This is a genomic window from Shewanella pealeana ATCC 700345 (assembly GCF_000018285.1).
In the GTDB taxonomy this organism is placed as follows: domain Bacteria; phylum Pseudomonadota; class Gammaproteobacteria; order Enterobacterales; family Shewanellaceae; genus Shewanella; species Shewanella pealeana.
In genome coordinates, this window is record NC_009901.1 from 320,023 (window position 1) to 345,290 (window position 25,268).

At 43.5% G+C, this 25,268-nt stretch carries 19 protein-coding genes; 4 read left to right on the top strand and 15 right to left on the bottom strand.

Features of this window, described 5'->3' with window-relative positions:
* Positions 1-85 precede the first annotated feature (85 nt).
* Positions 86-2,743, bottom strand: a complete 2,658-nt coding sequence (locus SPEA_RS01555) for a hybrid sensor histidine kinase/response regulator (RefSeq protein ID WP_012153555.1) — start codon at positions 2,741-2,743, stop codon at positions 86-88.
* Positions 2,744-2,845: 102 nt separating this feature from the next.
* Between SPEA_RS01555 and SPEA_RS01560 the strand changes: the two genes are divergently transcribed.
* Together SPEA_RS01560 and SPEA_RS01565 are read left to right on the top strand one after the other, a co-directional pair.
* Positions 2,846-3,346 carry a hypothetical protein gene (locus SPEA_RS01560; protein WP_012153556.1) on the top strand — a complete coding sequence of 167 codons (501 nt, stop codon included), beginning with the start codon at positions 2,846-2,848 and terminating at the stop codon, positions 3,344-3,346.
* A gap of 2 nt (positions 3,347-3,348) precedes the next feature.
* Positions 3,349-4,386 carry a porin gene (locus SPEA_RS01565; protein ID WP_012153557.1) on the top strand — a complete coding sequence of 346 codons (1,038 nt, stop codon included), beginning with the start codon at positions 3,349-3,351 and terminating at the stop codon, positions 4,384-4,386.
* A gap of 277 nt (positions 4,387-4,663) precedes the next feature.
* Here the strand turns inward: SPEA_RS01565 and SPEA_RS01575 are convergent, their stop codons facing one another.
* From SPEA_RS01575 to SPEA_RS01640, 14 genes are all read right to left on the bottom strand, one after another.
* Complete coding sequence (locus SPEA_RS01575) at positions 4,664-5,668, bottom strand: hypothetical protein (protein WP_223296551.1); 1,005 nt, start codon at positions 5,666-5,668, stop codon at positions 4,664-4,666.
* A 33-nt stretch (positions 5,669-5,701) separates the two neighbouring features.
* The gene (locus tag SPEA_RS01580) at positions 5,702-7,156 is read right to left on the bottom strand and encodes a DUF3131 domain-containing protein (protein ID WP_012153560.1); all 1,455 of its coding nucleotides are present in this window, start codon (positions 7,154-7,156) and stop codon (positions 5,702-5,704) included.
* 19 nt (positions 7,157-7,175) lie between these two features.
* Positions 7,176-7,502 (bottom strand): Hpt domain-containing protein, encoded by a 327-nt coding sequence (locus SPEA_RS01585; protein WP_012153561.1) that lies wholly within the window; start codon positions 7,500-7,502, stop codon positions 7,176-7,178.
* Positions 7,503-7,550: 48 nt separating this feature from the next.
* Positions 7,551-8,825 (bottom strand): glycosyltransferase, encoded by a 1,275-nt coding sequence (locus SPEA_RS01590; RefSeq protein WP_041410768.1) that lies wholly within the window; start codon positions 8,823-8,825, stop codon positions 7,551-7,553.
* A gap of 200 nt (positions 8,826-9,025) precedes the next feature.
* Positions 9,026-10,030, bottom strand: a complete 1,005-nt coding sequence (locus tag SPEA_RS22380) for a hypothetical protein (RefSeq protein ID WP_012153563.1) — start codon at positions 10,028-10,030, stop codon at positions 9,026-9,028.
* The gene (locus SPEA_RS01600; RefSeq protein WP_012153564.1) at positions 10,020-11,408 is read right to left on the bottom strand and encodes a DUF3131 domain-containing protein; all 1,389 of its coding nucleotides are present in this window, start codon (positions 11,406-11,408) and stop codon (positions 10,020-10,022) included. Before SPEA_RS01600 ends, SPEA_RS22380 begins: the two co-directional genes overlap by 11 nt.
* Before the next feature lie 22 nt (positions 11,409-11,430).
* On the bottom strand, positions 11,431-12,825 hold the full coding sequence (locus SPEA_RS01605) for a DUF3131 domain-containing protein (protein WP_012153565.1): 1,395 nt from the start codon (positions 12,823-12,825) through the stop codon (positions 11,431-11,433).
* 10 nt (positions 12,826-12,835) lie between these two features.
* Positions 12,836-14,161, bottom strand: coding sequence for a DUF3131 domain-containing protein (locus SPEA_RS01610; protein WP_012153566.1), 1,326 nt, complete (start codon positions 14,159-14,161; stop codon positions 12,836-12,838).
* The gene (locus SPEA_RS01615) at positions 14,148-16,004 is read right to left on the bottom strand and encodes a glycosyltransferase family 2 protein (RefSeq protein ID WP_012153567.1); all 1,857 of its coding nucleotides are present in this window, start codon (positions 16,002-16,004) and stop codon (positions 14,148-14,150) included. The genes SPEA_RS01610 and SPEA_RS01615 overlap by 14 nt, the downstream gene beginning before the upstream one ends.
* A 49-nt stretch (positions 16,005-16,053) precedes the next feature.
* Positions 16,054-16,497, bottom strand: a complete 444-nt coding sequence (locus SPEA_RS01620; RefSeq protein ID WP_012153568.1) for an ATP-binding protein — start codon at positions 16,495-16,497, stop codon at positions 16,054-16,056.
* 12 nt (positions 16,498-16,509) lie between these two features.
* Positions 16,510-17,703 (bottom strand): nucleotidyltransferase family protein, encoded by a 1,194-nt coding sequence (locus SPEA_RS01625; protein WP_012153569.1) that lies wholly within the window; start codon positions 17,701-17,703, stop codon positions 16,510-16,512.
* 13 nt (positions 17,704-17,716) lie between these two features.
* Entirely contained in the window at positions 17,717-18,049 is a 333-nt protein-coding gene (locus SPEA_RS01630; protein WP_012153570.1) for an STAS domain-containing protein, read from the bottom strand.
* 14 nt (positions 18,050-18,063) lie between these two features.
* On the bottom strand, positions 18,064-19,266 hold the full coding sequence (locus SPEA_RS01635; protein ID WP_012153571.1) for a SpoIIE family protein phosphatase: 1,203 nt from the start codon (positions 19,264-19,266) through the stop codon (positions 18,064-18,066).
* Between the two features lie 232 nt (positions 19,267-19,498).
* On the bottom strand, positions 19,499-19,891 hold the full coding sequence (locus SPEA_RS01640; RefSeq protein WP_012153572.1) for a nitrous oxide-stimulated promoter family protein: 393 nt from the start codon (positions 19,889-19,891) through the stop codon (positions 19,499-19,501).
* A 528-nt stretch (positions 19,892-20,419) separates the two neighbouring features.
* Here SPEA_RS01640 and SPEA_RS01645 point away from each other — a divergent pair.
* A complete protein-coding gene (locus SPEA_RS01645) occupies positions 20,420-23,062 on the top strand; it encodes a TonB-dependent receptor (protein WP_012153573.1) in 2,643 nt (880 codons plus the stop codon).
* A 105-nt stretch (positions 23,063-23,167) separates the two neighbouring features.
* The gene (locus SPEA_RS01650) at positions 23,168-25,204 is read left to right on the top strand and encodes an EAL domain-containing protein (RefSeq protein WP_012153574.1); all 2,037 of its coding nucleotides are present in this window, start codon (positions 23,168-23,170) and stop codon (positions 25,202-25,204) included.
* The last annotated feature ends 64 nt before the right edge of the window (positions 25,205-25,268 follow it).

Genomic DNA, 25,268 nt, shown 5'->3' on the forward strand with positions numbered 1-25,268 from the left:
TGATAGCAATATCTTATGCTAGCTCCTGCTATCTGTCGCTAAGGCCTGCTACTAGACTATTTCATTGGTGCGATTAAGTTAAAACTTAACTCGCTAGTTTGGAGACAGAGTTAAGCTTATGCAGCAAGGCTTCCTTTTTAAAGGGTTTTGCTAGGTAGTCATCCATGCCTGATTGGTAGCACTTTTCAATATCTTGATCGAGTACGCTCGCCGTTAAGGCTATGATTGGTAGGCGTTGCTGAGAGTTTTGACTCTCCCATTCTCTGATTTTTTCAGTTGCCGTGAAGCCATCCATAACGGGCATCATGCAGTCCATTAATATGGCGTGAAAAGCTTCACCTGCACTGATGAAGTCATAGGCTTCTTGGCCATTGTTGGCGATAATAAAATCGAAGCCGGCTTGTTTGACTAGTAAAGAGGCCACTTTTTGGTTTACTAAGTTGTCTTCCACTATCAATATTACAATGTTAACTTTTTCAAGTTCTTCTGCGGGCTTATCAGTATTAATGACATTTTTTGAATCTTGCTTACGTCTTAAATTACGGCTTTCTAATCCATTATGTAGTGCATTTTTGAAGCGATTACCTAGCAGTGGCAGAGTAACGCTGGCATCCATATGATCTAATACGCGCTTCTCTGTGGGGGTATTGATTGCAATCGTAAAAATATCTTTCTGCTTTAGCTGTTCAGGTAAGCTTGCAATGGCACCTCTCGTTGATGAAAAGCTATCAACAAATAAGAGGTCAAATGTTTGTTTATCTTGTAGTAAGTCGAAGCAAGATTGGTAATGAAAATTGAGATTAAAACCGTGTTGCTGGCATTCTCTGCGAAGCCGCTCGCTAAGATCTGAGTTATTAGAAATAAGCGCAGCCGTTAAGCCTTCAAATTGAGTTGACTTAGGTTTTTCCTTGGCGATAATTTGAGATCTCAGCTTAATGGAGAAACAGCAGCCTTGCCCTTTAACTGAATTAATGCTGATCTCGCCTCCCATCAGTTCAACCAACTGCTTACAAATTGCAAGGCCAAGGCCGGTACCGCCAAACTCTCTGGTGGTTGTGTCATCTTCTTGGGTGAATGGAGAGAAAATATATTGCTGTTTTTCTTTTGCGATACCAATGCCGCTATCGTAAATACTAATAATCATATCGCAATAATCAGCGGTATTTTTGCTAGATACCACCACCCTTATGCCTCCTTCATGGGTAAATTTCACCGCATTAGAGAGTAAGTTCATTAGTACTTGACGCATTCGATGTTCATCGAGGGAGATAAGGTAAGGGGTGTCGCTATCAATCTCGACCGCTAATGTGAGGCTTTTCTCAGTAACCTTTGCCAGAATCATGGTTAAGGTGTCGTAAACCACCTCGCTAATGTCTGTGTCGGTATTGATGATGGATAGGTTGCCTGACTCTATTTTTGAGAGATCGAGAATATCATTAATTAAAAGCAGCAGAGTCTGTGACGAAGTCTCAATGGTTTGCAGGTATTCATTCTGGATTGCAGTCAATTTGGTGTCTGCCATGATGTCAGACATACCAATAATGCCGTTGAGCGGTGTTCGTATTTCATGGGACATATTGGCTAAAAAAGAACTTTTTGCCTGATTGGCTTTTTCAGCTTCTAATTTTGCGCGTAATATTTTTTTATCGTTGAGGTGACGCTCATTAATGAGGTTGTTTAACTTGTTGGAGAATAAGCTTAATTCATCCCCACCACTTTCATTGATTTTTTTAGAGTAATCATGGGTTTCTTCAATTTGAGACATGGTTTTTATGACATGGCTTAGGTAGTTAATTATCCGCCGATAGAGATTAGCACCTATGGTGGCAATGATAATTAAAGAACCTAAGAGTGCGCCAAAGAACAGCATGATTAATTGCTTAGATTGGGCTATTTCGCTCTGAATGTTATCGGCGAGCTGGGTGGAAAATGTTGTGACTACATATTGAATTAAATCTAAACGTTGACTAAATGCCGACAAGCTTATATTCGGAGAATCGCTCAATGCTTCTTCATTTAAAATATGGCTTCTAAGCTGGTAACTTTGTTCAAAGGCTTTATCTGAAAATGTATTTAAAAGTAGTGTGATCTGCTCTTGCTTGGCGTTGATATCAATAAAGCGCTCAACATAAAGCTGTTGGCGTTCTGTTACGGTAACTAATTGGCTGAGTAGTTCAGGATCATTACGGTTCAATAGTAACTGGTTGATTAACCACTTCTCTTCTGTTGACCATAAGGATAGCCATTGTAATTGGTAGAGGATGGCCAATTGCTGATTTATCTCTTCGGTAACCCCTGAGGGATCTTTTTCTAGTGTCGTTAGCGCTTGAATTTGTAACTCATTGATCCAGGCTGACCAGTCGGCTAAACCTGCTGCATCAATATCACTCATTTCTGTTAATGCACTATTGATGCTGTCGAGCCAGGACATCATTTCTTCGGTATTACGGCTTGTAAAAGCGAGTGGTAGTTGTTGTTCTATTTGGTTAAGTGTCGAGGTAAATGAGGCTGGATCTACTTTTAGATCTTGTTTGAAAAGCTGCTCTCTTGCTTGATTAATTAAACTATTAAGCTGGGCTAAAGACTCGAGGACACTAACTTTGCTGTTGAGGGTATTTAACGCTTCAACATTCTGGCTCTGCTTCTTTACTGCTAAGCCTGATAAAACGGAGGCAAAAATAAGTGGTAATAGCACTAATGCCAACATCCTTATTTTTATTGAAATATTGTTCAATAAGCTCATTTCTACTCCGTGAATTGAACAGTTAGCGATATGCTTGTAGTTTGACTTCGCCTTGACTATATTCATCTTAGTACAAAAACTATCTAGGAATGAGGGTTTTTAATGTTTAAGGGATTAAGCGACCATATAGTTTGGCGTATCAGTCGCCGACTATTTATCTTACTGATGCTTTTATATATTTCCCCCTCCGCTACAGCTATCGAAGCTAACTCCAACGACGGTGAAGATGTTGAGTTTGCGATTTTCAGCCTTAATGATGATTTACCCGCGCTGAGTAAAAGCAAAGCGAGAATGCTCTATCGAGGTAAATCGAAGAAAATGTCTGGTAGTTTGAAAATTGTACTTGTAGATCTACCTGAAGCCTCTATTCATCGCGAAGACTTTTATAAAATGTTACTCGGCAAGTCAGTTTCGCAAATGAATGGTTATTGGGCTGGACTGGCTTTTTCTGGCAAAGGCCAACCGCCAGAAGAGCTTGATAGCGATGACATTAAACAAATCCTTAAATGGCTAAATGAAAATCCCAATGGTATTGCGTATGCACCAATTGAAGCGGTACCGGAAGAAGTGAACATATTAATAACCGTGCCACAGGGAGAGTAGCCATGTTATTTCGTCGAGTTTTTTTTATCACACTATCATCCCTGCTATGTACGCCTGCAATGGCGAGTATTGAATTGACGGAAAATATACGGTTAGGTGGATTCGGTTCAACCTCCATTAGTCAGAGTGACAACCGCACTCCGTTATTCATAAGTCGAGAAATTACCGATGAGACTTGTTATGACTGTGACACCACCTTTGGTTTACAGTTAGATGTGGGCATCGCCGAGGGATTTGGGGCATCAGGACAAGTGGTAAAGCGAACTCAGGATAGCTGGAGTGATCCAGAGCTTGAGTGGGCTTATTTATTCTACGAGTTTGATGACTTTGAAGTGAGGGCTGGTCGTCTACGCTTACCGTTATTTTTAGCTTCTGAATATTACTATGTTGGCCAAGCTTACCCGTGGATAAGGCCGCCTCAAGAAGTTTATGACAGCATTCTAGGCTTCACTTTTTATGATGGACTGTCTCTTTCTTGGGATTATGAAATTTCTGATGAACTACAGCTTACGGTTTCCCCATATTATGGATTTGACCGCCTAAATAAGGTCGAGTTAGGCGAGTTTTTATTACAGTTTGATACCGAATATATGGCGGGGATCTACGTCGATTTGACCGGGTTTAATTACCGCATCCATAGCGGTTTTATGCAGGCTAAATATGCTCAGCGTCCTTTTAATACCACACAAAAATTAGATATTTATACCTTAGGTGCCGAGTACAGTTATGAGTCGTGGCAGTTTATGGCAGAAACTGAGATTGACCGGCTACAGGCCAATTGGTATGCCTCTGTGATTTACGCCTTTGACGACTTATCTCCTTATATTACCTATGCGGAAAGCCATCAGCTGCGTAAATCAAAAGGGGTGACGGCTGGGGTTAGGTATGACGTGACTTCCAGTATTTCGTTAAATGCAGAGTATCAGATGATTTTCTCCCAAGAGGAGGGCAATAGGGCGCAGTTTGTCACCTCTCCTTTAGTGTATGGCGAAAGTGCAGATGTAGACCTGATGACTCTAAGCGTCAGTTTTGTCTTTTAATGATGGATAACATTCTATTTTGGCTTGGTTTTTATATAGCGATGTTGATTGCTTCAATTGCAATAGGCTATAGCAAAGGCAATATCGTTGCCGGAGCATTGTTAGGCTATGTGCTGGGGCCTATAGGGGTATTGCTATTGCTGCTGAGTAAAGATAGGAAAATGCTATCCTGTCCTGAATGTAGCGCTAAAATACATCGCCATTCGTATATCTGCCCTCGGTGCCAGCAAAAAGTATTGCATCGGTTTGAGCTAAAATAGCAACTGATCTTGTTGTTTTAGAATTTAAATGAGTAACTTATGCTGATTGAGCCGTCTTTAAAGCGTCCAGTCTCTGGACCTCTGTCTGCACTATTCCAGCGATTACCTGAATAATTATTATATTGAATGGTGATGGTGCCTGGATGCCAATCGAAATAGCCGAAGCCGTAGGTAAAGTCCGGGTTCCAAGGTTGTTTCTGTTCACTGTCAAAGTAATAAAATGCGGTCGCATTGACGTACCAATTGCCTACTATTGAATATTTGCAGCCTAGGCTAACGGTTTGGTGGTGGTTTTTATATTCAACACTTGGGAGATCAAAATACTCGGGGGTGTAGTTGTAATCTAATTGGCAGCCCATTGCGCCGTCATCTGTAAAAGATAACCAGTCTATAAAAGGTTTAGTGATTGGAAACTTCCAACCTAGAGACCAGGTTCCTTGAGAGAACTCGGTATGTTTAACCTCTGATTCTGGGTTGAATCGATTTCCGCCATAATTTGAATAGAGCAAACTAAAAGTATAGGGACGCCAGTCACTGTAGCCAAATACATAGGTAAAGTCTGGGTTCCAAGCTTGCTGTAAGTCGCTATCGAAATAGTGATAGGCGGTTGCAGAAATAAACCAGTTGCCAATAATGCTGTGCTTTACAGATAGGCTGGCTGTTAGGTTTTGGTTACTGGGTCCGGTCGTTGCGTTAGCGGGCAGGGTCGCTGGCGTTTCGACTAATGGGTAACCTAGGTTGACACTGGCGCTCCAACGTTTATACCAAGGGGTATCTTGATCCCATTGCTCAAGCGAGAGGGCAAATGAACTGCTGATCCCCTTCCAAATGAGATCGGATTCTGTCTCTTTTGTCGTTTTCGAGCTGCTTTCGTCACTGCTAATTTCAGGCGATAATACTGGTTTTGGCGCATGTTTAGCCATCTGAGTCTGGTGGTCCGTTGCCAGACACTTGAAAGTCATCAGAGTTAACATGGCTGAATATAAGGTGTACTTAACTGTCCCTGTAAAACTTGTTATCAATGCTTTTCCCTTTTGAATAAATCCTTAATAGCCTTAGTGCGTTGCTAATCTAGCCTTGATTTGAGCTTGTAAAGTATCATTTGATAAAGGTTCCAATATGGGCCGTCTATTTCGAGACTTGTACCAAAGGCTAACCAAAATCAAAGAGTTAGTATTTATATTGTAGGCGGTATTTGTTTTGCCATCGGCATAAAGACCAGTAGGAATAACTGAATGTCTGGTGCTATTGCTTACTACAAGTTGTGCAAGTTGCTGGCTATAGGGCTCGCTAAAGATGACGCTCATAGCAAAGGCAGCTTTGTTACTAAAGGTTTGGCTGTAGCTAATGGGTTTTCCTGAATGAGACACACTTTTCCAAGCTGCACCTTGATAAATAATGTTGTTATAGAGAAACCAAGGGGATCTGTTTAATGCGTCTTCGGCGTATGCGCTTAACTTGTTATTGCTTTCAGCATCAAGCTTGTGCAGCTGATAAATTTGTTTAAGTTGATTCCAACAGGCATTTTTATGCCCTACTTCAATGGCATGAAGCAGGTAAGGGTCTAAGGTGAAAAAGGGCAGATTTCTCCTATCAACTAGCAATGAAATACCGTCTACTTTGACGCTTTCGAGGTCATCGCAATTATAGGCAGCTTCAACATCTAAGCCTGCCAGTTGATATCCAGTGGCAGCATATTGTAGATAGCCTAGACGTCCTTCCTGACGAAAATACTCTTTTCTGGAAGTCAGTTTTGTGCCGTATAAGTTACCATTTTTTGTTGCACGTTCTAACTGCCAGCTATCTTGTAGCTGGCTGACTTTTTCGGTGAACTGGGGTTTATGTTGTTTGAGTATTTCAAGCCAAATATACAGGCGACCTAAATCCAATGCAGACCAGCCATTGCCATTTGATGGGGTTTGGCTTAGACGGCCGGAGGGGAGCGCGCTGCGAGTGTTATACTGACGATTTGGCAAAATGTCTTTGTATAATGGCAGTTGTGCTAGGGTGGCGAGTATCTTTTCAAGGCGGAAATGAGTTTGTTGTTGAGTGGTAATTTCAAGTGCTTCGAGTGCTAGCAGTCCTGCAATCGCACTGGCAACATCCCACATGGTTGCATGACTATAACCTTGAACTGAATCTATGAGCCCTGTGTCGGCATTCCAATTTTTATCGAAGTACATTTTTGCTTTATTTATAAGTAATTCATCGTGGCGTGTTAGTGGTATCACTTTAGGGGGCACAGTTTGGTTTGTTTCGGCCTTGTTGACCGTACTCACAGCGAACGATGGGACTTGATGCCGAGTTTCTGTCTGTTTTTGTGGGATAACCGCTCGGCGCTGAAAATGAATTTTTTCGGGGACCTCGATGCTTTCGCTGTGCTGAATGTTACGCGAGATTGATTGTGATTGTATTTCTGGGGCCGATGGCGAGCCTTCGGCGGCGCAACTAAGCGCGCTAAAAAGAAATAACCAAGTTAGACAATACCTAAGCAAGTAAGGTTTGGTCATTGCCTCATTGAACCGCTATCTATTGCAAGATCGCTTTGATTTGTTCATTGATGACCTGGATCTCGCCACAGAGGTTGCTAATGGCGCTTTCATCTGGAATGGTGCCAGCCTGAGAGCTTGACTCAACCACTTGTGCCAGGCTCATGGCATTCTTGGCACATAAATTACTAAACATTCCTTTCAGCTCATGGGATATTTGGAATAAGCCATCAAGGTCATCCGTCGCGTATTTTTGTTGAATGACGCTATCACTTTGACCGTATTCATCCATATAAATGGTAAGCAGCATCTCGACCATAGCGTCATCATCATCACAGAGTGCTTTAAGTTCATCAACTTTAATCATAGTTTACTCCTTTATATGGCTCGCTATGGTATGCCTATCGATGATATTTCAACAAGGTTCTGTCGATGCCGCTTTGACTTGGGTGAGCCAAGCTGAAAGTACTTGCGGTGTCATTAGCGCCTCATTACCTAGCTCGCAGTCCTTCGCGTTGACCAATTCATCTGGAAGTTTATCAATAATGGCCTCAAGATCTTCTGCTGTTCGTACATGCTCGTCAATTAACTGAGCCATCTCTTTATTGTACTGGATATTTCTAGCCCTTAATGCTGTGACTAAGCCTTGCAATAGCGTTAACCAAGTACTCATTGGTCCTTGGGTTATAGAGGCTGATTCGGCAGCAGAGTCGATAAATGCGAAAGGCACCGTCGCTATGTTCAAATTGTGCTGCATTGCGGCAAGGATCCAATCGGTATCGAATGAAAAATCAAAAACACTGGGGTTGGCGAGAATACAAGCAAGCGCTTCTGTGCTAAATAGCTTATAGGCTGCTTGGGTGTCGTGAATCCCCTTAGTGAAGATGCTTGCGCCGACCATTCTTTGCATATGACGTAGGGTTTTAATACCAATTCCCCAGCGTTGCTCCTGCTTTACCAGTATCGACATGGGATGTTTCCGATTGCCAAGAACTACCTGTGCGTCTTGCTCAATAAATGGCTGTAAAATAAGGCCTAGCTGCCCCATATGAACCGAATTATCTGCATCGGTATAGAGGACTGCATCAAGGTGATCTTCTAGGGCATGCATGCAGCCATGGATGATGGCGCCGCCTTTCTTTGAGTCGTCGACATGCTTTAAATTCGCCAGAGGGCCTTTATCAAGCTTTACCCCATCACTGAGTTTTAGCACTTGTATTTTTTTTGCTTGTTTAGACTGCTGTGCAATGCGAGTCGCGATATCGAAGCTAGCGTGTGGGCAGCCGTCATCAACCGGGTAAAGCCGCCAATCAAGATTGCTTTTTTTACAAACCCACTCTAACTGCTGCACTTTGGTGAGTAGTGAATTCTCTCCATTGGGGTTAGTGTTGGATTTACCGAGTAAGCGATGATGTTCGCCCCACATAGCAAAAACGATCCCGACGGTAATGGGTTCGTTAATTTGTTCAACGTATTGTCTTGAAAGAACTAACTTTACCGCGAGTTTAAATGCCAGTGGACAGTCATCTTTTTGAGATAGCTTAATAAGTTGTTCTGGTGCTGTCTGTTGTAATGCGAGTAGCGAGTCGGCCAATGTCAGCAGCGCATCTTGGTGAGCAGGCTCAGTTAAATCAAACTGGTTGCTTGCTGCGCGGTAGAGTTGCTCTAGATCTTCTCTTGGGGTCATCATATTGAATCCTTTCATTGCCTTCGCTCGTCCTGAGTTACTGGTATTTCTTTAAATATTTATCAAGAAAATACAACGTTATCCAAAGGCTAGTAATAGATTTGAAAAACGGCAAGTTTCTTAGTTACTTCAATCGCTATGTTTAGCATGCAACATCCGATTTAACGTGAGGGCGACGATATCGCGTGTGATGATTTCTGCGGTTAGTCATTTAGGCTGTTGTCGATCTCTGAAATGCTTGATGAGAAAGGTTTGCTTGCAGGTTGCATCATTGGTGTTGGTTCGGTTGTAGGTATAGCTGATTTGTTTACTGGTGCCTCGGTGGGAGTTGTGGGCACTGGCTGTATTTGGCGTTTTTGTTTGGCACTGACCCTGACCCTGACCCTTGGGTTTTGTCCAGTTGCTAGATTACCTTTTGCCATCGGATTGTCAGCGGGTATTTTCGGCTGTACAACAGCTTGTTGCGCGGCTGCAATATTCGCTTCTGGTGAGTCAATTGTTTTCGCTGTTTTGGGCACTGTTGACGTTTTGGTAATGGGCGTTGGAGTAAACGATGGCGTTTGTGACACATTAGTCTGTATACCCGATAGCTTTTTCTGCCCTTGCTCCAACCCTGACGACTCTGCTGATAATGGGGTGGGATTAATCGTTGGCGCTAGTGTCACGGGAGCTTGTTGATGACGACTGAGGCCAAGTTTCGGTGAGGAAAATTGAAATAAGCCGAGTTTATCATCCCATACCTGCAATACGCTCAACTCCAAGTCCAGTGTGGCATCTAAACCTGAGCTAATGTCACTCACCTGCATGGCTACCGACAGTTGGGTGTTGGCAGTCTCTAAGCGTTGATGTAATAGCTGTTGCATTTGCGACCAGTTTGTTCCCCCCGTTAATAGGTAGCGGGTGCTGTCTGCCCAGTATTGATATGCGATGGGATCATTGGCTTTATCTGCGGCAATGGCCGCTAAAGATGCGGCTAGGCCCGCCGATTGCCACATTGTCTGTTGCGGTAGCTTTTTAGCATTACTCAGTAGCATAATGCTGAGTTGGTTCCAGTGGGTTGCAGCTTGAGTGTAACGTGCTTTGGCGAGTAGGTAGTTGCCTTTATGAAAAGGTTGTAGATCGAGCTCCAGTGCATTCGCCCAAGTGTTTTTACCCGCTGAAATGGTGAATAGAAGCAGTGTGGCTAAGAGTCTAAATTTATAGCTCATCGAAAGTCTCCACTAGGCATTTCCCTGGATGATTAAAGCGTGAGTTGAAGCGTACATCGCGATATTCTTTGTTGTTCTTCGCTTGATAAAGCTTGCCATTAGCCTTGTACAGCAAGGCTTCGAGTACGCCCGCATTGGTTTTTAAGGTGATACTTTTTTCGTAGGCACTAGTGGCTTCATAGCGTCCTTCATACCAACCTCGTTGAGGGTTATACAGCTCTTGTACGAGCACCATTAAACGTTCGGTATAGTCTGTGTTCCACAATGCCCACATTTGAAAGGCGACGCGGGTTGAAACCAGCGCTAACAGGTCATGGCTACTACCATCTTCAGCGACGGTGATCCAAGGCGTACCTAATGCGTAGATAGCGTCATAAACAAAATAGGGTTCCCCAGAAACAACATGTTCAGCTCTGGCGGTATATATACGTTCCTTATCCCATCGACTCTGTTGCACTTGATAGACAGAGTCGGCCATGGCGGCTAGCGGCGCATTGCTGTGAGTCGAATCAAAAGAGCTGTCATCGTTAATGTCATCCCAATTGAACTCTAGCCCTAGCCAGAGGTAAGGCGTACTAAAAACGGGTCTAAGTACATCGAAGAAACGAGGGTCCCTGCCGTCAAATAACAGGTCGATACCGTTAACCGTTGCGACTTCGTATGGCTCAAGCATCATGGTTTTTTTGGGAATGACCTGCCAGTCTTGGTAGCCATAAGCAGCATATTCTTCTATGCCAAGGCGGCCTTCTTTGTAACGAGTAACTTGGTTATTACTGATGTTACCGCCATATAGCTCGCCTTTTTCTGAGACTAACGCGCAAAAGTTCCAACGTAATACCGCTTTATCGATATATTCAGAAAACTCAGGATTATGTTGTTTAGTAATGGCTAAGGCGATGAGTAAGCGGCCAATATCAATCGCCGACCAGCCCAGTTCACTAGGTTGATTGGCATAATTAACCATAGTGCGGTTGCTAGTTGAGTAGACTTTGTTGGGTACCCCTTGCCGGGTGAGGGGCATCTTGACTAAGAAATCGATGGCGAGAGTGAGTCGTTCATCGTGCTCTTTAGTTGAAATCAGTTCGAATTGAAGCGCGGCTTGCAGCGATATTAAATAGTCAGCTAGGGAGGTCATATCCATAGTCGGATAGTTATCGATGGAATTGACTAACCCGGTAGAGAGTTGGGTATTATTGACAAAATATTGCCAGGCCGTTTGGCTCCAAACCAGCTCTTGTTCGGTTAACTCTCCATGACGTCCCTGCCTTATTAGTTGGGATTTTGTCACACCGGAAACACCCGATTGCACGCCCTGATAGACCAGGCCGCAAGCTTGAAGATTAAGCAGTACTAACAGCAAAATACATTGTCGTAGCATATGACTCCGATAAGGCCGAAAATTAGTCAGTTTCTACGTTTCTAGGTAAGCATTGTCCTTCGTAGCCAAATGGACTTTGTAATGCTTTTTCCCAAAGGCTTGGTGCTGTGGTTGCTTGGTATTGCAGGAGTTTTCCTTGTTTTTTATACAGTAAAATTTCCAATAGGATCCCGTTATTGTTCGAAGTGAAGGTGTTAATCAGGCCGGTTCCATTTTCAAAAATACCCTCGTAGAAGCCTTTTTCACGGTCGTAAACGTGACTGACATGCTCAAATAGCAGGTCGGTATACTCTGTGTCCCAAAGCACCCACATCCCCATGGCGCCTTTGATGGCAACGGCTGAATATTGTGGTAGAAAATCACCCACTTCGGATATGGTGTTCCAAGCAAAACCATCGGTGTAAATCGTGTCGTATACGAAGTAGGGCGCACCAGCGAGTTGATGCTCAGTTCGGGCGGTAATAATGCCAGTTTCCTGATAGCGCTTTTCCTGCACGCGGTAGATTTGCAATGCAAACTCGGCGACCCAAGCGTGGCTATAGTTGTCGTCATGTGCGCTATGATCGCTAGTGACATCCCAGCCCAGCTCGATGCCATCTAGTACATAACTTTCGGTGACCACGTAGCTATGGGCTTTAAGTTTTCTAGGGTCTCGAGTGTCATAAGGGATATCGTAGCCGTACATATTTATGGTGGCATAAGGCTCAGGCATCAATGCCTGCTTGGTGTTGAATCCCCATAACTCGAAGCCTTTGGCTGCATATTCTTCGTAACCTAAGCGGCCTTCTTGTAGGTATTGCACGGGCTTGCCAGGCTCTAATAGTGCGCCGAACATGGTGCCGTTCTCATCGACGACATTACAAAAGTTCCAGCGTAGCACTGCTGAATCGATGGCACTGGCGTACTGGGGAAAACGATGTTTGATAATATGTAGCCAAATGAGCAGTCGGCCTAAGTCGAGGGCGGAGTAGCCTATCTCGCCGGGTTGGTTCGCATAATCCACCTTAGCGGCATTTTGGGTGTTGTAAGCCTTGTTGGGGAGCTCTCCCATAAAAAGGTCAATGGTGTTTAAGGTGGCAATAAAGCGAATAAAGCGGCGATCGAATTCTTCTTTCTTAATAATGCCAAATTCTAGCGCACTGACCATGCCAGCTAAGTAGGAGGAAGCATCCCACCAAGTGACAGAAGGGTAGTCATTTACCGCATTAACCAATCCCGTGGACTCTTGATAATTATTTTCGAAATATTTCCAAGCAATTGTGGCCATTTCTAACTCTTGCTCAGTCAGCTCTCCTGAGCGAGGTTCTGGTGTTTGCCAATGGGTATGGCGATCGACAATATCATTGGAGAAGCCTTGATAGCTGTTACCGCAAGCAGAAACAATAAATGCTGAACATACAAGTAGTGCTAGTCGCATACAGTCCCCTTTAATGCTGAACTTCAACGCCAATATTGAGCAATGAGCCACTCTGAATATAAGCGAGAGATTCGAGCACAATGCCGTTTGTATTGGCGGTCAGTGTTTTATTTATCTCTCCATTACTTTCATAAAGGCCGGAATACCAACCTTCATTTCTAGAATAGAGATGATTAACACCTTTAATTAATTGGGTTGCGTAGGGGGTGTTGTAGAGAGAATACCAGCCAAATGCGGCTTTAGTTGAAAGGGTCTTATATGCTGAGGCATCTTCCCCTGTATCGGTAATCGAATTCCACTTCTTTCCATCTGAAAATACCGTGTTATAAACAAAATAGGGGGCCTGATCGATATGGTCCTCACTGACCGCTGTGAGTATGCCTAATTGCTTGAAGCGTGCTTCCTGTGCTTTATAAACTCGATAAGCAAACACCTTGGAAATACTGTCACCTCCGAACTCGATACTATCAAGAATATAGGATTCACTGACCACATAGTTGTGGGCATGGTATATAGCGGGATCTCTACTGTCGGTAGGGATATCTACACCATTGATCTCGATTAGCTTTAAATAGTCGGCATATTTGAGTGCATTAAAAACATCACTTCCCATTAGGCTAAGTGCTTTAGAAGCGTATTCTTCATAGCCAATACGCCCTTCTTGAACCAGTTCTAGGGTATTAGATGACGATAACCTTGAGCCCCATAAGTAGCCGTCTTGGGTCATTGCGGGGATCTGCCAGTGCTGCAACACTGCATTCACTTGGCCGTTAAATTTAGGATACTGCCAAATTAAAATATTCATCGGAACTAATATTCGGCCGATGTCGATAGCTGACCATCCAATTCCGCCTTCAACGGGTTGGTTATTATAGTCCACCATGTCTAACGTCATGGTGTTGTACGCTTTATTGGGAAGTTCATCCCTGACTAGGGGAAGCCTAGAAAGCGAGTGTAAAGCTTTTTCCATTTTCAGATTAAATTCTTCGAAACTAATGATATTTAATCTTTGAGCAGAAATTAGTGCCATCAAGTAAGAGGCCGTATCCCACATGGTTGTTGAGGGATAGCCATCAACAGAATTAACTAGGCCTGTATTATCTTGGTAGTTGTTTTCAAAGTATTTCCAAGCAATGTTCGCCCAGCGGTATTCCTCATCCGTTAGCACCCTTGTTTCTCTAAAGGGGATCGGCTCAGAGGGAGCAAATGACAGATTGCCCATGACCTGATTGTATTCTCGGGTTTCGATGCTAAAAGCAATCACCAGAGCGGTAAACAGCCCCAATAAGAACACAATATGGTGGCGCGCTTTAACCCATGAGCTAGTCGATTCCATAATTTAACTCCTCTAGATTAACTTGGTTGGCAACGCTGTTAGAGGGAGGGGACCAGTAAGCTGCAGCGATCATCCCCCACATGGCCATCATATTATTGATGGCCCAAAAACTGTTCAGGATGAGGCCCCCTAAAGAGTAATTGCCAAAAGCGTGTGTACTGTAGGCATACCAAGCAAAACCCATGCTAGCTAAGCTCAAGGCTAGCACAGCCATTTGTGGGATAACTAAGTGTAAGAAGCGTCCCTGTTGTCGATTCTTAGGTGTAGTTGGGAAGCTAATTTTTTTACCTCTTAATACCGTCCATAGGGCTTTTAAATTTACGGGGAAAAACGACAAGAAGTTGGTCTTACCTTGATAACCTGCTATCCCCCAAGTTCCCACCATCATGGCAAGCTCTGCTGTTATCACAAAAGGTAAAAAGTGCATGTAGAAGGTGGTGTCATATGCGCTCACCGGAGCGATGCTGGTGAGGAAGTACACGATAGGGCAAGCGAGAAAAATCACGTTCCAGATAGCTGATAAGTTAGACCAAAAGCTGGCGCCATACATGATCTTCTGTTTGAGGCTCATGCCTTTTTTAAACAAGGGGTTGTCATTCATGAAGATGTCGATAGAACCTCCGGAGTACTTAAACCTTTGTACCGTCCAGCTTTGTAAGTCTTGTGGTGATAGCATTTTACTTTCTACTTGCGGGTGCTGAATCGATCGCCATTGGCGTTCAGTGTCGCCATGTAAAATGAGTGAGGTATAGATATCTTCCGACACATGAAATTTGTAAGGGGTAAACTCAGTGTCGAAGATGATCTCTTGGCGTAGGTTGTTTGAAATACTGCTCTCGACTTGTTTCTCTTTAGTCTGCTTGCGGATCTGCCTTTCAATTGCGTCGTGTTCTTGGCTTATTTGCTGGCTATAACTGCGTAACGCCGCCTCCATTACCGCCTCTCTGCGGTGGATTGAACCGGCACCACAGCAAAAGGAGGCGTTGGCCCAGTTGCGTCGACGTTGGATAACGTCGTAAAACATCTGCGGATCATTGGCAAAAGGATCTTTGCCTAAGGTCACGGGACCATACAGTTTTTCGAAAGCACTTCCAAGCCAGCCAATTGGTGTGCCTAAGCGGTTTTTAAGCCATAAAGGCAAGCGCTCTCCGGCTGGAAGATCGAAGAACCATTGAGGGGTTTGTACCCAAGCGACATCCGGATCTTTAAAGTAGCCTAAGGTATTTTCGAGTATCGTTGGAAAAGGGCGGGTATCGGCATCACAAATGACAATAAAATCACCGTAAGTTTGCTCCAGCGCATTTTTTAGGTTGCCAGCCTTGTAACCTACATTACTGTCTCTGGTGATGTACTCAACTTGCAACCTTTCAGCTAGTTGAGCCATCTCTGCTCTCTTACCATCATCTAAAATGAATATTCTAATTTCAATTTCGTGGGGGTAACGTACTTTGAGTGCATCTTTAATACTGAGCTCTATCAGTTCAGGTTCTTCATCATAGGTCGGAAATAAAATATCGACGCTTAATGGGCGATCTTCCATAGGGTCATTGATGCATTCATTGACGGTTTTTGGTGGTTTTTTTTTAGGTTCGTCTTTGGTTTTCCAAAGATTAAAGGTAAACAATATGGTGCCAATAAAGGCACAAGACTCGGCAAATGCCAATGGTAATGAAAACCACATCGCGTCATAGTTAAGCGCAAACCCCCAACGCCAAACTAAATACCAGAGGCCTAGGCATATATTGCATGTTGCAAGATATTGGTAGAGTAACTCTCTTGGCACACTATGAGGAGTCGGCTGCGGCGGTTTGCGTTTTTCAAACTCGTTGAAGTAAAAGTCCATCTAGCTGCTCTCCATTATTATGCTGTTGGCTCTATATCTCACTGTCGGCTTAGCCTGCTTTCTTCAAAAGTTTGAATGTGTTTCTACTTTTATTCGATGTGTACTCGATTGTGTCTGCTAGTTGTAAAACGATTTTTAGCCCTCTATTGCTTTGCAACCAAGTAGTGGGATCATCGGCAACCGGTTCAATAAAGTCTGTTGCGGGTAAATCATCTAAAATATGGGCTGGCATGGGGCTGCCATAATCCGATACCTCGATGGTAAGCAGGTTGTCGGCACCTAGATAGGAGGTGATATCGAACGCGGCGCCGTCAATATTTCCGTAAGCATGTTCAAATACATTATTCACTAACTCGACTAAACAGAGCTCCATTTGCTCAATAATGCTAACGTCAACCTTGAGTTGCCGCCAAAAAGGAACTATATCGGAGGCAACAAGCCTAGATGCTTCTAAGCAACTTGAATATTGTTGGTGAAACGTCCTTGTTCTCACGGTTTAAACTCCCTATTTAACTTGCTGTAAAGGCGTTGGAAGTGTTGCTGGAGTACTCAGTGCTAAATAAATATCTTCAGCACTGTTTTTAGCTAATAGGGGGCGTGAGACGTTGCGATTTTTAAGAATATGCACATATTGGCAGTCCGATAACAGCTGGGTGTAACCATCATGGCCCAGTAGGTAGTCACCGAACATGGTCTTATTGACGATATAGGCATCATCGGCGAGGTGAATGTAGTCGCAAATAAGCGTGTTGCTAACTAGGCTCCTGCCTTCCACCTTGCAGTTTGCTCCGATAACCGTAGGGCCTATGATGGTGGCACCATCCTGCACTTCGCTGCCGCTGCTGATGATAACCGGCGGGGTGATTTTACATTTTGTGGTGTCGACACGAGTGTTGATGCCCACCCAGACTCCGGGAGAAACTTGAGTGCCGGGGATGGGATAGCCTTTAACATTACCGTTTAGAATGTCACTGGTGACTTCCCATACGTCTTTCACTTTGCCCACATCAAGCCATTGGAAGTCCATGTTTATTGCGTAAAGGTTAGCCTGTCTTTCCACAAGCAGTGGAAACAGATCGCTGCCAATATCAAATTCGACATCTTTAGGAATAAAGTCAAAAATTGCTGGTTCAAATATATAGATACCCGTGTTGATTCTATTTGAAAGAGCCTCATCTTCGGCTGGTTTTTCTTGAAAGCTGGTGACTTGATTGTGTTTATCTGTGACCACTACGCCATATTTACTCACTTCAGAAGATGCGACTTCTCGAGTGATGATAGTGGCGAGTCCACCATGGCTTTTGTGGTGTTCTATTGCTTGCTTGAGATCAAGATCGATCCACGCATCACCGCAAACGACCACGAAGGTTTCGTCAAAAAAGCCTGAAAAATCTTGTATTTTTCTCATGCCGCCAGCACTGCCTAGAGCTTGGCTGATGTATTCACCATTAACTTCTTTCGCTTCATAGGAATAGGAAAGCTGCACATTGAAATGGTGCCCATCTCCAAAATAACTTTCGATTATCTCGGCCAAGTGACTGGTATTAATGACTATTTTATCTATGCCATGTTTGGCAAACAATTGAATCATAGACTCCATAACGGGCTTACCTAGAATTGGTACCATTGGCTTTGGAATCGCATAAGAGATTGGTTTTATTCGAGTGCCTTTCCCTGCGGCGAGTATCATTCCTTTCATTCGATATGCCTCTTTACGCTGTAGTAGTCAGTGCAGCTTCTATTGTGGGGTGACTTAGGATGAGCTTATCCATGCGAGTCAGTTTTAATAGATCGACAATGGGCTTTTGTGGGTTGACTATGCTGATTTTAGTATTACGAAGCATTTTATAGGCCCCCATCACCGCGCCAAGCCCGCTGCTATCCATAAAGCGAACGGCACTTAAATCGAGTACTAGGTGCTCTCGAATGTTGCCTTTGATCTTTTCAAGTTCCTCGCGAAAAGACGGGGCTAGCCTCGCATCAAATCGAGCTTCATTGACTTGAATAACGGTATACTGACCCTTTTCAATTATTTCAAATTGCATGATATTTCCTTTTTTTAATTACCTTTCCATTCAAAGGCTAATAAACTCACGTCGTCATCAAATTGCTCTATACCGCACCAGTCTTTAACTGCATTTACTATGGTTTCAGTTTGTGATTTTGTAGGGTGAGAAGCCAACTCTTGCACCAGGCTTTTTAAGCCTTGTTCGGAGTATTGCTCTTTGCTAGCTGACTCTGCTTCGGTGATGCCGTCTGAATACAGTAAGATGCGGTCGCCTTGTTCGAGCTGAACCAGTTCGGTTTGATAACTGGCAAAGTCGAACATGCCTGCCACAAAGCTGTCCTGCTCGATAAAATGCGCCGTTTGTGATTGCGTTTGTAGCCAGATCATTGGTGGATGTCCGGCACTGGCGTAGCTTAAGAGGCCGCTCTTAATATTTAACACCGCATAAACCATAGTGAAATACAGATTGTTATTGTCTTGGCTCAAATAGCTTTGATTGAGCCTTGCCAGCACTTCACTTGGATCTCTCAGCATATAAAATGGATCGGTGTCTTTCTTCCCCTTCACATGTGAATGGGTTCCAGAGTTGGAGCTAATGCTTTGCTGAATAGCGAATGACATCAGTGCAGAGGCAACCCCATGACCGGCGACGTCAAATAGATAAATGGCAACATGCTCTTCATCTAGTTGCATGCATCCCAGCATATCGCCGCCTATTTGTGCGCTGGGAATATGAGTGTAATGTAGCTCGACTCCTAGAAACTCAGTCTGACTTGGTAGCATACGGCGGATAAGGGCGTTAGCTGAGTCTAGATCTTGGCGGATTGTGGCATAAGCGCGATCGAGTTCGATGTTTTTGGACATCAACTGATTATGCAATTCTAGGCTTCTAAAGCCTGCTTTAAGGCGAGCATCGAGTTCATTGATGTTGGTTTCTTTGGCGACAAAGTCATCGGCTCCGGCATTAATACCTTCAACAATCGACTCCTCGTCATCGCGCCCTGATAGCAAAACAAAGAAGATGTAGCGGCCATAGTCGGAGGATTTTAAGTGATAACAGAGCTCGATGCCGTTTAACTTCGGCATCATCCAATCACTGAGGACTAATTGGATTGAGGGATGTTTTTCAAGTTGGGCAATGGCGTCAACTCCATCAAATGCGGTAACGACTTGATAGCCTCTTGAAGACAGCATTTTAGTCATCAAGAGTTGCATGACCTTGTTATCTTCAACGAGTAGGATTTCTTTGCCCAAACTTTCAGCCTCCGTGCCGTAGCTTATTACCGAGCGAAAAACGCTAGGATTTTTAATAAGTCCTTTTACTTTCAGAAGTCTAGTAGTGATTTTAGAATACGACAAGGGAGGGTAATGATTTGCAGTTGAAATTATCTCATTACGCGGAATAACTTGTTTATATTTAGCGGCTTCAGCTCTATTGATGTCGCTATCGAAGCAGTGCTATATAACTATAAGATTTAGCTAAATCTTATAGTTTTTCGAGTTTGATTCGTTGATGACGATTGGAGCTTTCTGCCGGTGGTTTGCCTGGCGCGGGATTACGTTCAGACATTAAGTGTCTCACTGCCATGATTGGATGTGGCAATAGCATTCTAGGGCCTGCGAAAATCATTATCTCGCGCGCCTTAGTTTTCATGTGGGGCTTATAACAATGCACTGGGCACTTGTTACAGGTTGGCTTGTCTTGGCCATAAGGACATCTGTCTAAGCGAGTATGAGCGTATTCGATAAAGCTTTCACACTCTTCGCAAGGATGAGAAGCTGAGTCTTTATGGTGTGCCTTGCAGTAGATCTTCACCATAGCAGAAATCGTTTCAAACTCTCTTAGAAGCTTGCCACTGAGTAGTTGTTCAAATGCCATGGGATACCTTAGTAAGCTACTTGGTTATTAATATAATAAGAGGCTTAGCTTTAGCTGACAAAATATAAGCGTGAAACTTTGAAGATGTGCACAAAATGACGCTTTAAGCCTAATGCATCTTGTGTGGATAGACGTGATTCAAGTTTATGTTTTTTAAAAGTGAAACTAACGACAAATATATAAAATTACACTTGTCAGATTGATTCTCGCTGGCTTAAAATCCGCCGCTGATTTTTATGATGGAAGATTATCGAGGGAGCGTTTTCCTGTCGATATGTCTGGATTGTATAGCCTTGAAACGTACTGCATGGAAGTGAGTTAGCCCCTCCTACACGCCCCACATAAGCGTCAACTATTACTAAAATATTTATTAAATTAACTTCCAATGCACCTTCCATAAGCGCATGTAAGCCAAAATACACGCAAAAATTCACTCTAATCAGGAATATTGCGGGTCATTTCATTGGTTACTGCTGTGCTTAATTAGGCTTTATAGCAGATAGATACGTGATACCACTTGTAAAAATAATGATGGATATTAATAAGAAAGCCTTTTTGAAGATAACGGGCATAGGCCGAGCTGTTTTTAAGAAAAGCTTAATGACAATCAGTATCTTGCTATTGAACTTGGTGGTGCCCGCTTTTGCTACGCCTGAGTTGGATGATGAAGTGATTACCGAGCGATCAATTGAAAGAATTGAAGTGCGTGGGATCCGAACCTCGATGAAGGACTCCATTAATAGCAAACGATTCTCGGATGCTGTGGTCGATGCGGTTACAGCTGAAGATATAGGTAAGTTCCCAGACAGCGATGTTGGCGAGTCACTCGGACGCATTCCCGGGGTTGCGGTTAACCGTCAATTTGGTCAAGGTCAGCAGGTTTCTATTCGAGGTGCATCCAATCAGCTAACCAGTACCTTGTTAAATGGGCACTCGGTCGCATCTACCGGTTGGTTTGATCAGCAAACAACTGACCGTAGCTTTAACTACTCACTACTGCCACCCGAAATGGTGGGGGATATTGAGGTTTATAAATCTTCACAAGCCGATATTACCGAAGGTGGGGTGGGTGGAACCGTTATTATTAATACCCGTAAACCATTCGAGTTAGATGCCAACTCACTTTTTTTCAGTCATAAGCAAGACTATGGCAGCGTCTCAGAGGAGATTGACCCTGAGTTTTCGGGATTATATAGCTGGAAAAATAGTGCAGAAAGTGTCGGTATCCTACTTGCTGTTGCCGATGGCAAGACGCACTACCAGCGAAATGGTATTGAATCAAACATAGGTTGGGGGGATATCGTACCAACGACATTCGAGCAACAGCGCGAGCGCACGGCGATTAACGCTGTTTTGCAATATCGCCCAACAGATAATGTAGAGCTTGGCTTCAATATGATGCATCTCGATATGCAAGCAAACAATGCCAACACTTCGCTGTTTCTTATGTTCCCTGATGATAAGGAAGCAGCCTGTGAACAAAGGAACCAAGCGGGTACTTGCATCTTCTACCGTCGTGACGCTAATGATGCTAATCCTGGGTGGGCGCAAACATGGGTACGCGAAGCCAGTATGGATTCAAAGACCTTTGATTTAGATTTTACTTACGAAGCGGATAACTACACCTTAGAGGGGCTAGTGGGTAACACTAAGTCTGAAGGGGGCACCAATACGACCGCTAACTACGGTGCCTGGTTAGGTCAAGCGCGTGATTTTGCAGGTACTTACGATGCCACCGGCGATGTGATCGACATTGACATTGCCAACCCGTCATTTGGGGTTGAAGACTTCAATGGTCCTCTTGCACCTGAAGCTTGGTCTCTGCGTAAACAACCTAATTCAGATGAAGAAACATATATTAAGTTTGATATTGATTTTCCAGTCGACTACGGCTTCATCACGGCAATAAAAACAGGTGTCAGCTGGGCAAATCATGACGTTAAACAGGAGTCTTTCGAGGGGATAGCAAGCCCCAATGTCATCGCTAAAGATGCATCAGCCTATTACTCGGGGAGCGTTTCATCTGGTGGTGGATTTACTCTACCAAAACCTATTCTTGATGCCATGTTAAATGATGCCAAGGCCGCGATAACGCATTTTGATCGCGACGGCCAAGTCTATAAATCTGGTTACGGTACGATTAATGAAGAAAACTTAGCCTTGTATCTTATGGCTAACTTCGCGTCTGAGCGTATTAGAGGTAATGTCGGGCTGCGCTTTATATCAACTGATGCTGAGTCTGATTTTTACCAGCTTAAACCCGATGGTTCTTACGCCGATGAGTTGAGCACCTTAACAGCAAGTTATAGCGATTTATTACCTAGTATCAACCTTGCATTTGATCTTGCTCCAGATATCATCATTCGTGCTTCGGCATCTAAGGTCATTTCTCGTCCCAATTACGATGATATGTTTTCTGCCTCTGCACTTTCAGGTTACGCCGATGGCATTCCAGATAACGAGGTGCTTGATAGGGGGAATATTGCACTGACCCCATTTAAGGCCACTCAAGCGGATCTTGGTATTGAGTGGTATTTCGCTGCAGAAGGTTTGCTCTCTGCGACTTACTTTATTAAAGATATCGGCTCCTTCATCACTTCTGAGCAATTATTGGATCAAAGTATAGGTATTATCGATCCTGACTCCGGTGAGGATAGCTGGACAGTATCGACCAAGAAAAATGGTTCGGGTGGTCAGATCCAAGGGCTTGAGCTACAGCTACAGAACGGCTTCGAAAATGGCCTAGGTTACGCTGTAAATTATACCTTTGCCGACTCAAACGCCCCTGCTGGTCATTACCCAGATCAAGTCAGCGTATTTTCCGACTCATCTAAACATACGGTGAACTTAGTTGGTTACTATGAAATGGATAGCTTCTCTGCTCGTCTTGCCTACAATTGGCGCAGCGAATACATGATCCGCGAATTGCCCGGCTACTATGGTAATCGTGAGCATCAAGCTTACGGCACGGTCGACTTAAGCAGTCGCTACAACATCACTGAACATCTCGCTATTTCTTTCGAGGTGGTGAACTTATTGGCAGAAGACAGTATTCAGCTGGGTGTCGCAGCTGATTCAGCAGAAGTGAAACCGGAGCTGCAGAATAACTACCCAGTATTTAGTGCTGAAGGTGAGGCGCGTTATAAACTCGGTATTACAGTCCGATTTTAATATTCCGTGATGTGTAATCCGTCATTTTAGTTGATGAAAATAATTGCAATATTTTCAAATGAAATACCCTACGCAACTTTTGCGGAGCCTCTAAGGTTTTAAATCATGACGTTACGCTATATCTCTTCTAGAGTGTTAAATTGGAGTAAGGAGTCTAAGCTCTACTTATCAGACCTTGCAGCCATTGCCTTATTGTTGCTGCCGATAACGTTAGCAAGCTCGTTAGCTATGTTGCTAGGGCATGCATTTAGAGTACTTGAAATAGCGAATGTCTCAGAGTTGCTTTTCTATGTCTCAGATATATTGATTAACCTATATCCAACGACATTCTGTGTTGTGGCCAGTTATTACCTCTCACAAAAAACCAATGCCTCTAGTGCCATTTTTATTATCTATGCATTAGTGCTGTTTTATATTCTCTCCATAGGAAACCAAGACTTCTTGACGAGTCATACATTGCCAAATAATCCACTGCTGGCCTTATTAAGTGCAATTGTGACCTACTTATATTACTTCTACTTTCCTGTTCGTCTTTTGGACCCTAACTCATTTGATTTTGCGTCTAGATTAATAAAGTATATTTTCCATATTTTCTGTTTTTCAATCTTTGCATTGTTACTTTCACAGCTCGTTATATTCAGCGGTTCCTACCTCGAAAATCTTGTTGCATCAGTTGGACTCGATCCGCTCACTTTCGTGGGAGGCTTGATATATCAAACCTTGCTTGGGATCTTGGGCGCCGTTGGCATAAACGGACACAACATGCTGTTTGTTATCAAACAGCAAATCTATGCCGATACGCTAACGAATATTGAGGCCTGGCGCGCCGGAGAAGCTTCAATCAATATTATTAGCCAAGGCTTCTATGACGCATTTCTGTCTATGGGGGGCTCGGGTAACTGCATAAGCCTGTTGCTGTGTGTGCTTATTTTTAGCCGAAATTATAACCACAGTATGCTGGCAATTGTCGCAATACCTATGGTCATATTTAATATCAATGAAGTGTTATTATTTGGCCTGCCGATCCTGTTTAATCCGGTTATGATCATCCCGTTTATCTTGGTGCCACTGGCCAGCTTCGTAATCGTTTATGCCTGTATTGCGCTAGGTGTCGTATCACCGGTAGTGAGTATCGTGAACTGGCTGACGCCGCCCATTTTCAGTGGTTACTTCGCGATGGGAGAGCAGCTGGATGGGGCGCTTTTGCAAATTGTAGTCATTACTGTTGGCGTGTTTATCTATCGGCCTTTCTATCTTGCGTATGTTGGTAAGCACTTGGTGTCGCTTGCTCCCAATACTCGATACGCCGCGGCCGAAAGTTCGATTTTTAATCATGTGCTACGAAGTGTAAGAAATTCGACCAATGATAATTTTACCCAATCATCGGCTCAAAAAAGGATGGCGCAGATTTTAAGACACGGAAATCTGGTCATGTTTTACCAAAAAATTCAGTCAATAAAGAATAAAGAGCAATACAGTTATGAAGCACTGCTTCGCTATGTTGATGATAAGGGAAAGTTATGCTCGCCAGAATTTATTCTAGATTTCCAACTGCTTGAAGCTATGCCAATGCTGGATAAGTTGGTAATTGAGCTAGTATTAAGTGATATGCAGAAAATGAATTTGCCTCTAGGAGGACGTGTTGCCATTAACATATCTGTGGCGTCCATCGAGCAAGCGGATTTCGTCGAGCACTTACTGACACGGCTTGAGCATTATTGTATTTCTCCGTCAAAGGTAGAAATTGAAATAACAGAAGAAGCCATGCTCAATGACAAAGTCTACTTAACTCAGGTAATGAAAGACCTTCAGCAAAAAAATATTGCCATCTCTATGGATGATTTTGGCTCTGGCTACGCCTCATTTCCACATTTGCTGCAGTATCCATTTGATAAAGTCAAAATAGACAGATCATTGTTGTTAGATGCGCAATCGATCAAAGGCAGAGAAATCTATAAATTGGTGGCTAAGTTAGGCGAAATCGCTAATTGTAAAATCGTTGCCGAGGGTGTAGAAACAAAGCAAGAGTATGAATTTGTAGAAAATTGTGGCGTCGACTTTGTTCAAGGTTATTACTTAGCGAGGCCTTTACCGCTTGCAAGCCTGTCCAGTGAAAATGTGGCTGACAGGTTAATATCTTAGTTTATTTATGCTTTGTAACACTCAAAAAAACGATTATTTTTGATACCCGATAAAAAAAGAGATA

Coding starts and splice junctions, on each gene's coding strand:
- SPEA_RS01640 (WP_012153572.1), bottom strand. CDS start 19,891: ATGGCATTTGAACAACTACTCAGTGGCAAGCTTCTAAGAGAGTTTGAA.
- SPEA_RS01625 (WP_012153569.1), bottom strand. CDS start 17,703: ATGAAAGGAATGATACTCGCCGCAGGGAAAGGCACTCGAATAAAACCA.
- SPEA_RS01610 (WP_012153566.1), bottom strand. CDS start 14,161: ATGGAATCGACTAGCTCATGGGTTAAAGCGCGCCACCATATTGTGTTC.
- SPEA_RS01605 (WP_012153565.1), bottom strand. CDS start 12,825: ATGCGACTAGCACTACTTGTATGTTCAGCATTTATTGTTTCTGCTTGC.
- SPEA_RS01585 (WP_012153561.1), bottom strand. CDS start 7,502: ATGATTAAAGTTGATGAACTTAAAGCACTCTGTGATGATGATGACGCT.
- SPEA_RS01630 (WP_012153570.1), bottom strand. CDS start 18,049: ATGCAATTTGAAATAATTGAAAAGGGTCAGTATACCGTTATTCAAGTC.
- SPEA_RS01645 (WP_012153573.1), top strand. CDS start 20,420: ATGATGGATATTAATAAGAAAGCCTTTTTGAAGATAACGGGCATAGGC.
- SPEA_RS22380 (WP_012153563.1), bottom strand. CDS start 10,030: ATGAGCTATAAATTTAGACTCTTAGCCACACTGCTTCTATTCACCATT.
- SPEA_RS01555 (WP_012153555.1), bottom strand. CDS start 2,743: ATGAGCTTATTGAACAATATTTCAATAAAAATAAGGATGTTGGCATTA.
- SPEA_RS01600 (WP_012153564.1), bottom strand. CDS start 11,408: ATGCTACGACAATGTATTTTGCTGTTAGTACTGCTTAATCTTCAAGCT.
- SPEA_RS01580 (WP_012153560.1), bottom strand. CDS start 7,156: ATGACCAAACCTTACTTGCTTAGGTATTGTCTAACTTGGTTATTTCTT.
- SPEA_RS01615 (WP_012153567.1), bottom strand. CDS start 16,004: ATGGACTTTTACTTCAACGAGTTTGAAAAACGCAAACCGCCGCAGCCG.
- SPEA_RS01590 (WP_041410768.1), bottom strand. CDS start 8,825: ATGATGACCCCAAGAGAAGATCTAGAGCAACTCTACCGCGCAGCAAGC.
- SPEA_RS01565 (WP_012153557.1), top strand. CDS start 3,349: ATGTTATTTCGTCGAGTTTTTTTTATCACACTATCATCCCTGCTATGT.
- SPEA_RS01560 (WP_012153556.1), top strand. CDS start 2,846: ATGTTTAAGGGATTAAGCGACCATATAGTTTGGCGTATCAGTCGCCGA.
- SPEA_RS01650 (WP_012153574.1), top strand. CDS start 23,168: ATGACGTTACGCTATATCTCTTCTAGAGTGTTAAATTGGAGTAAGGAG.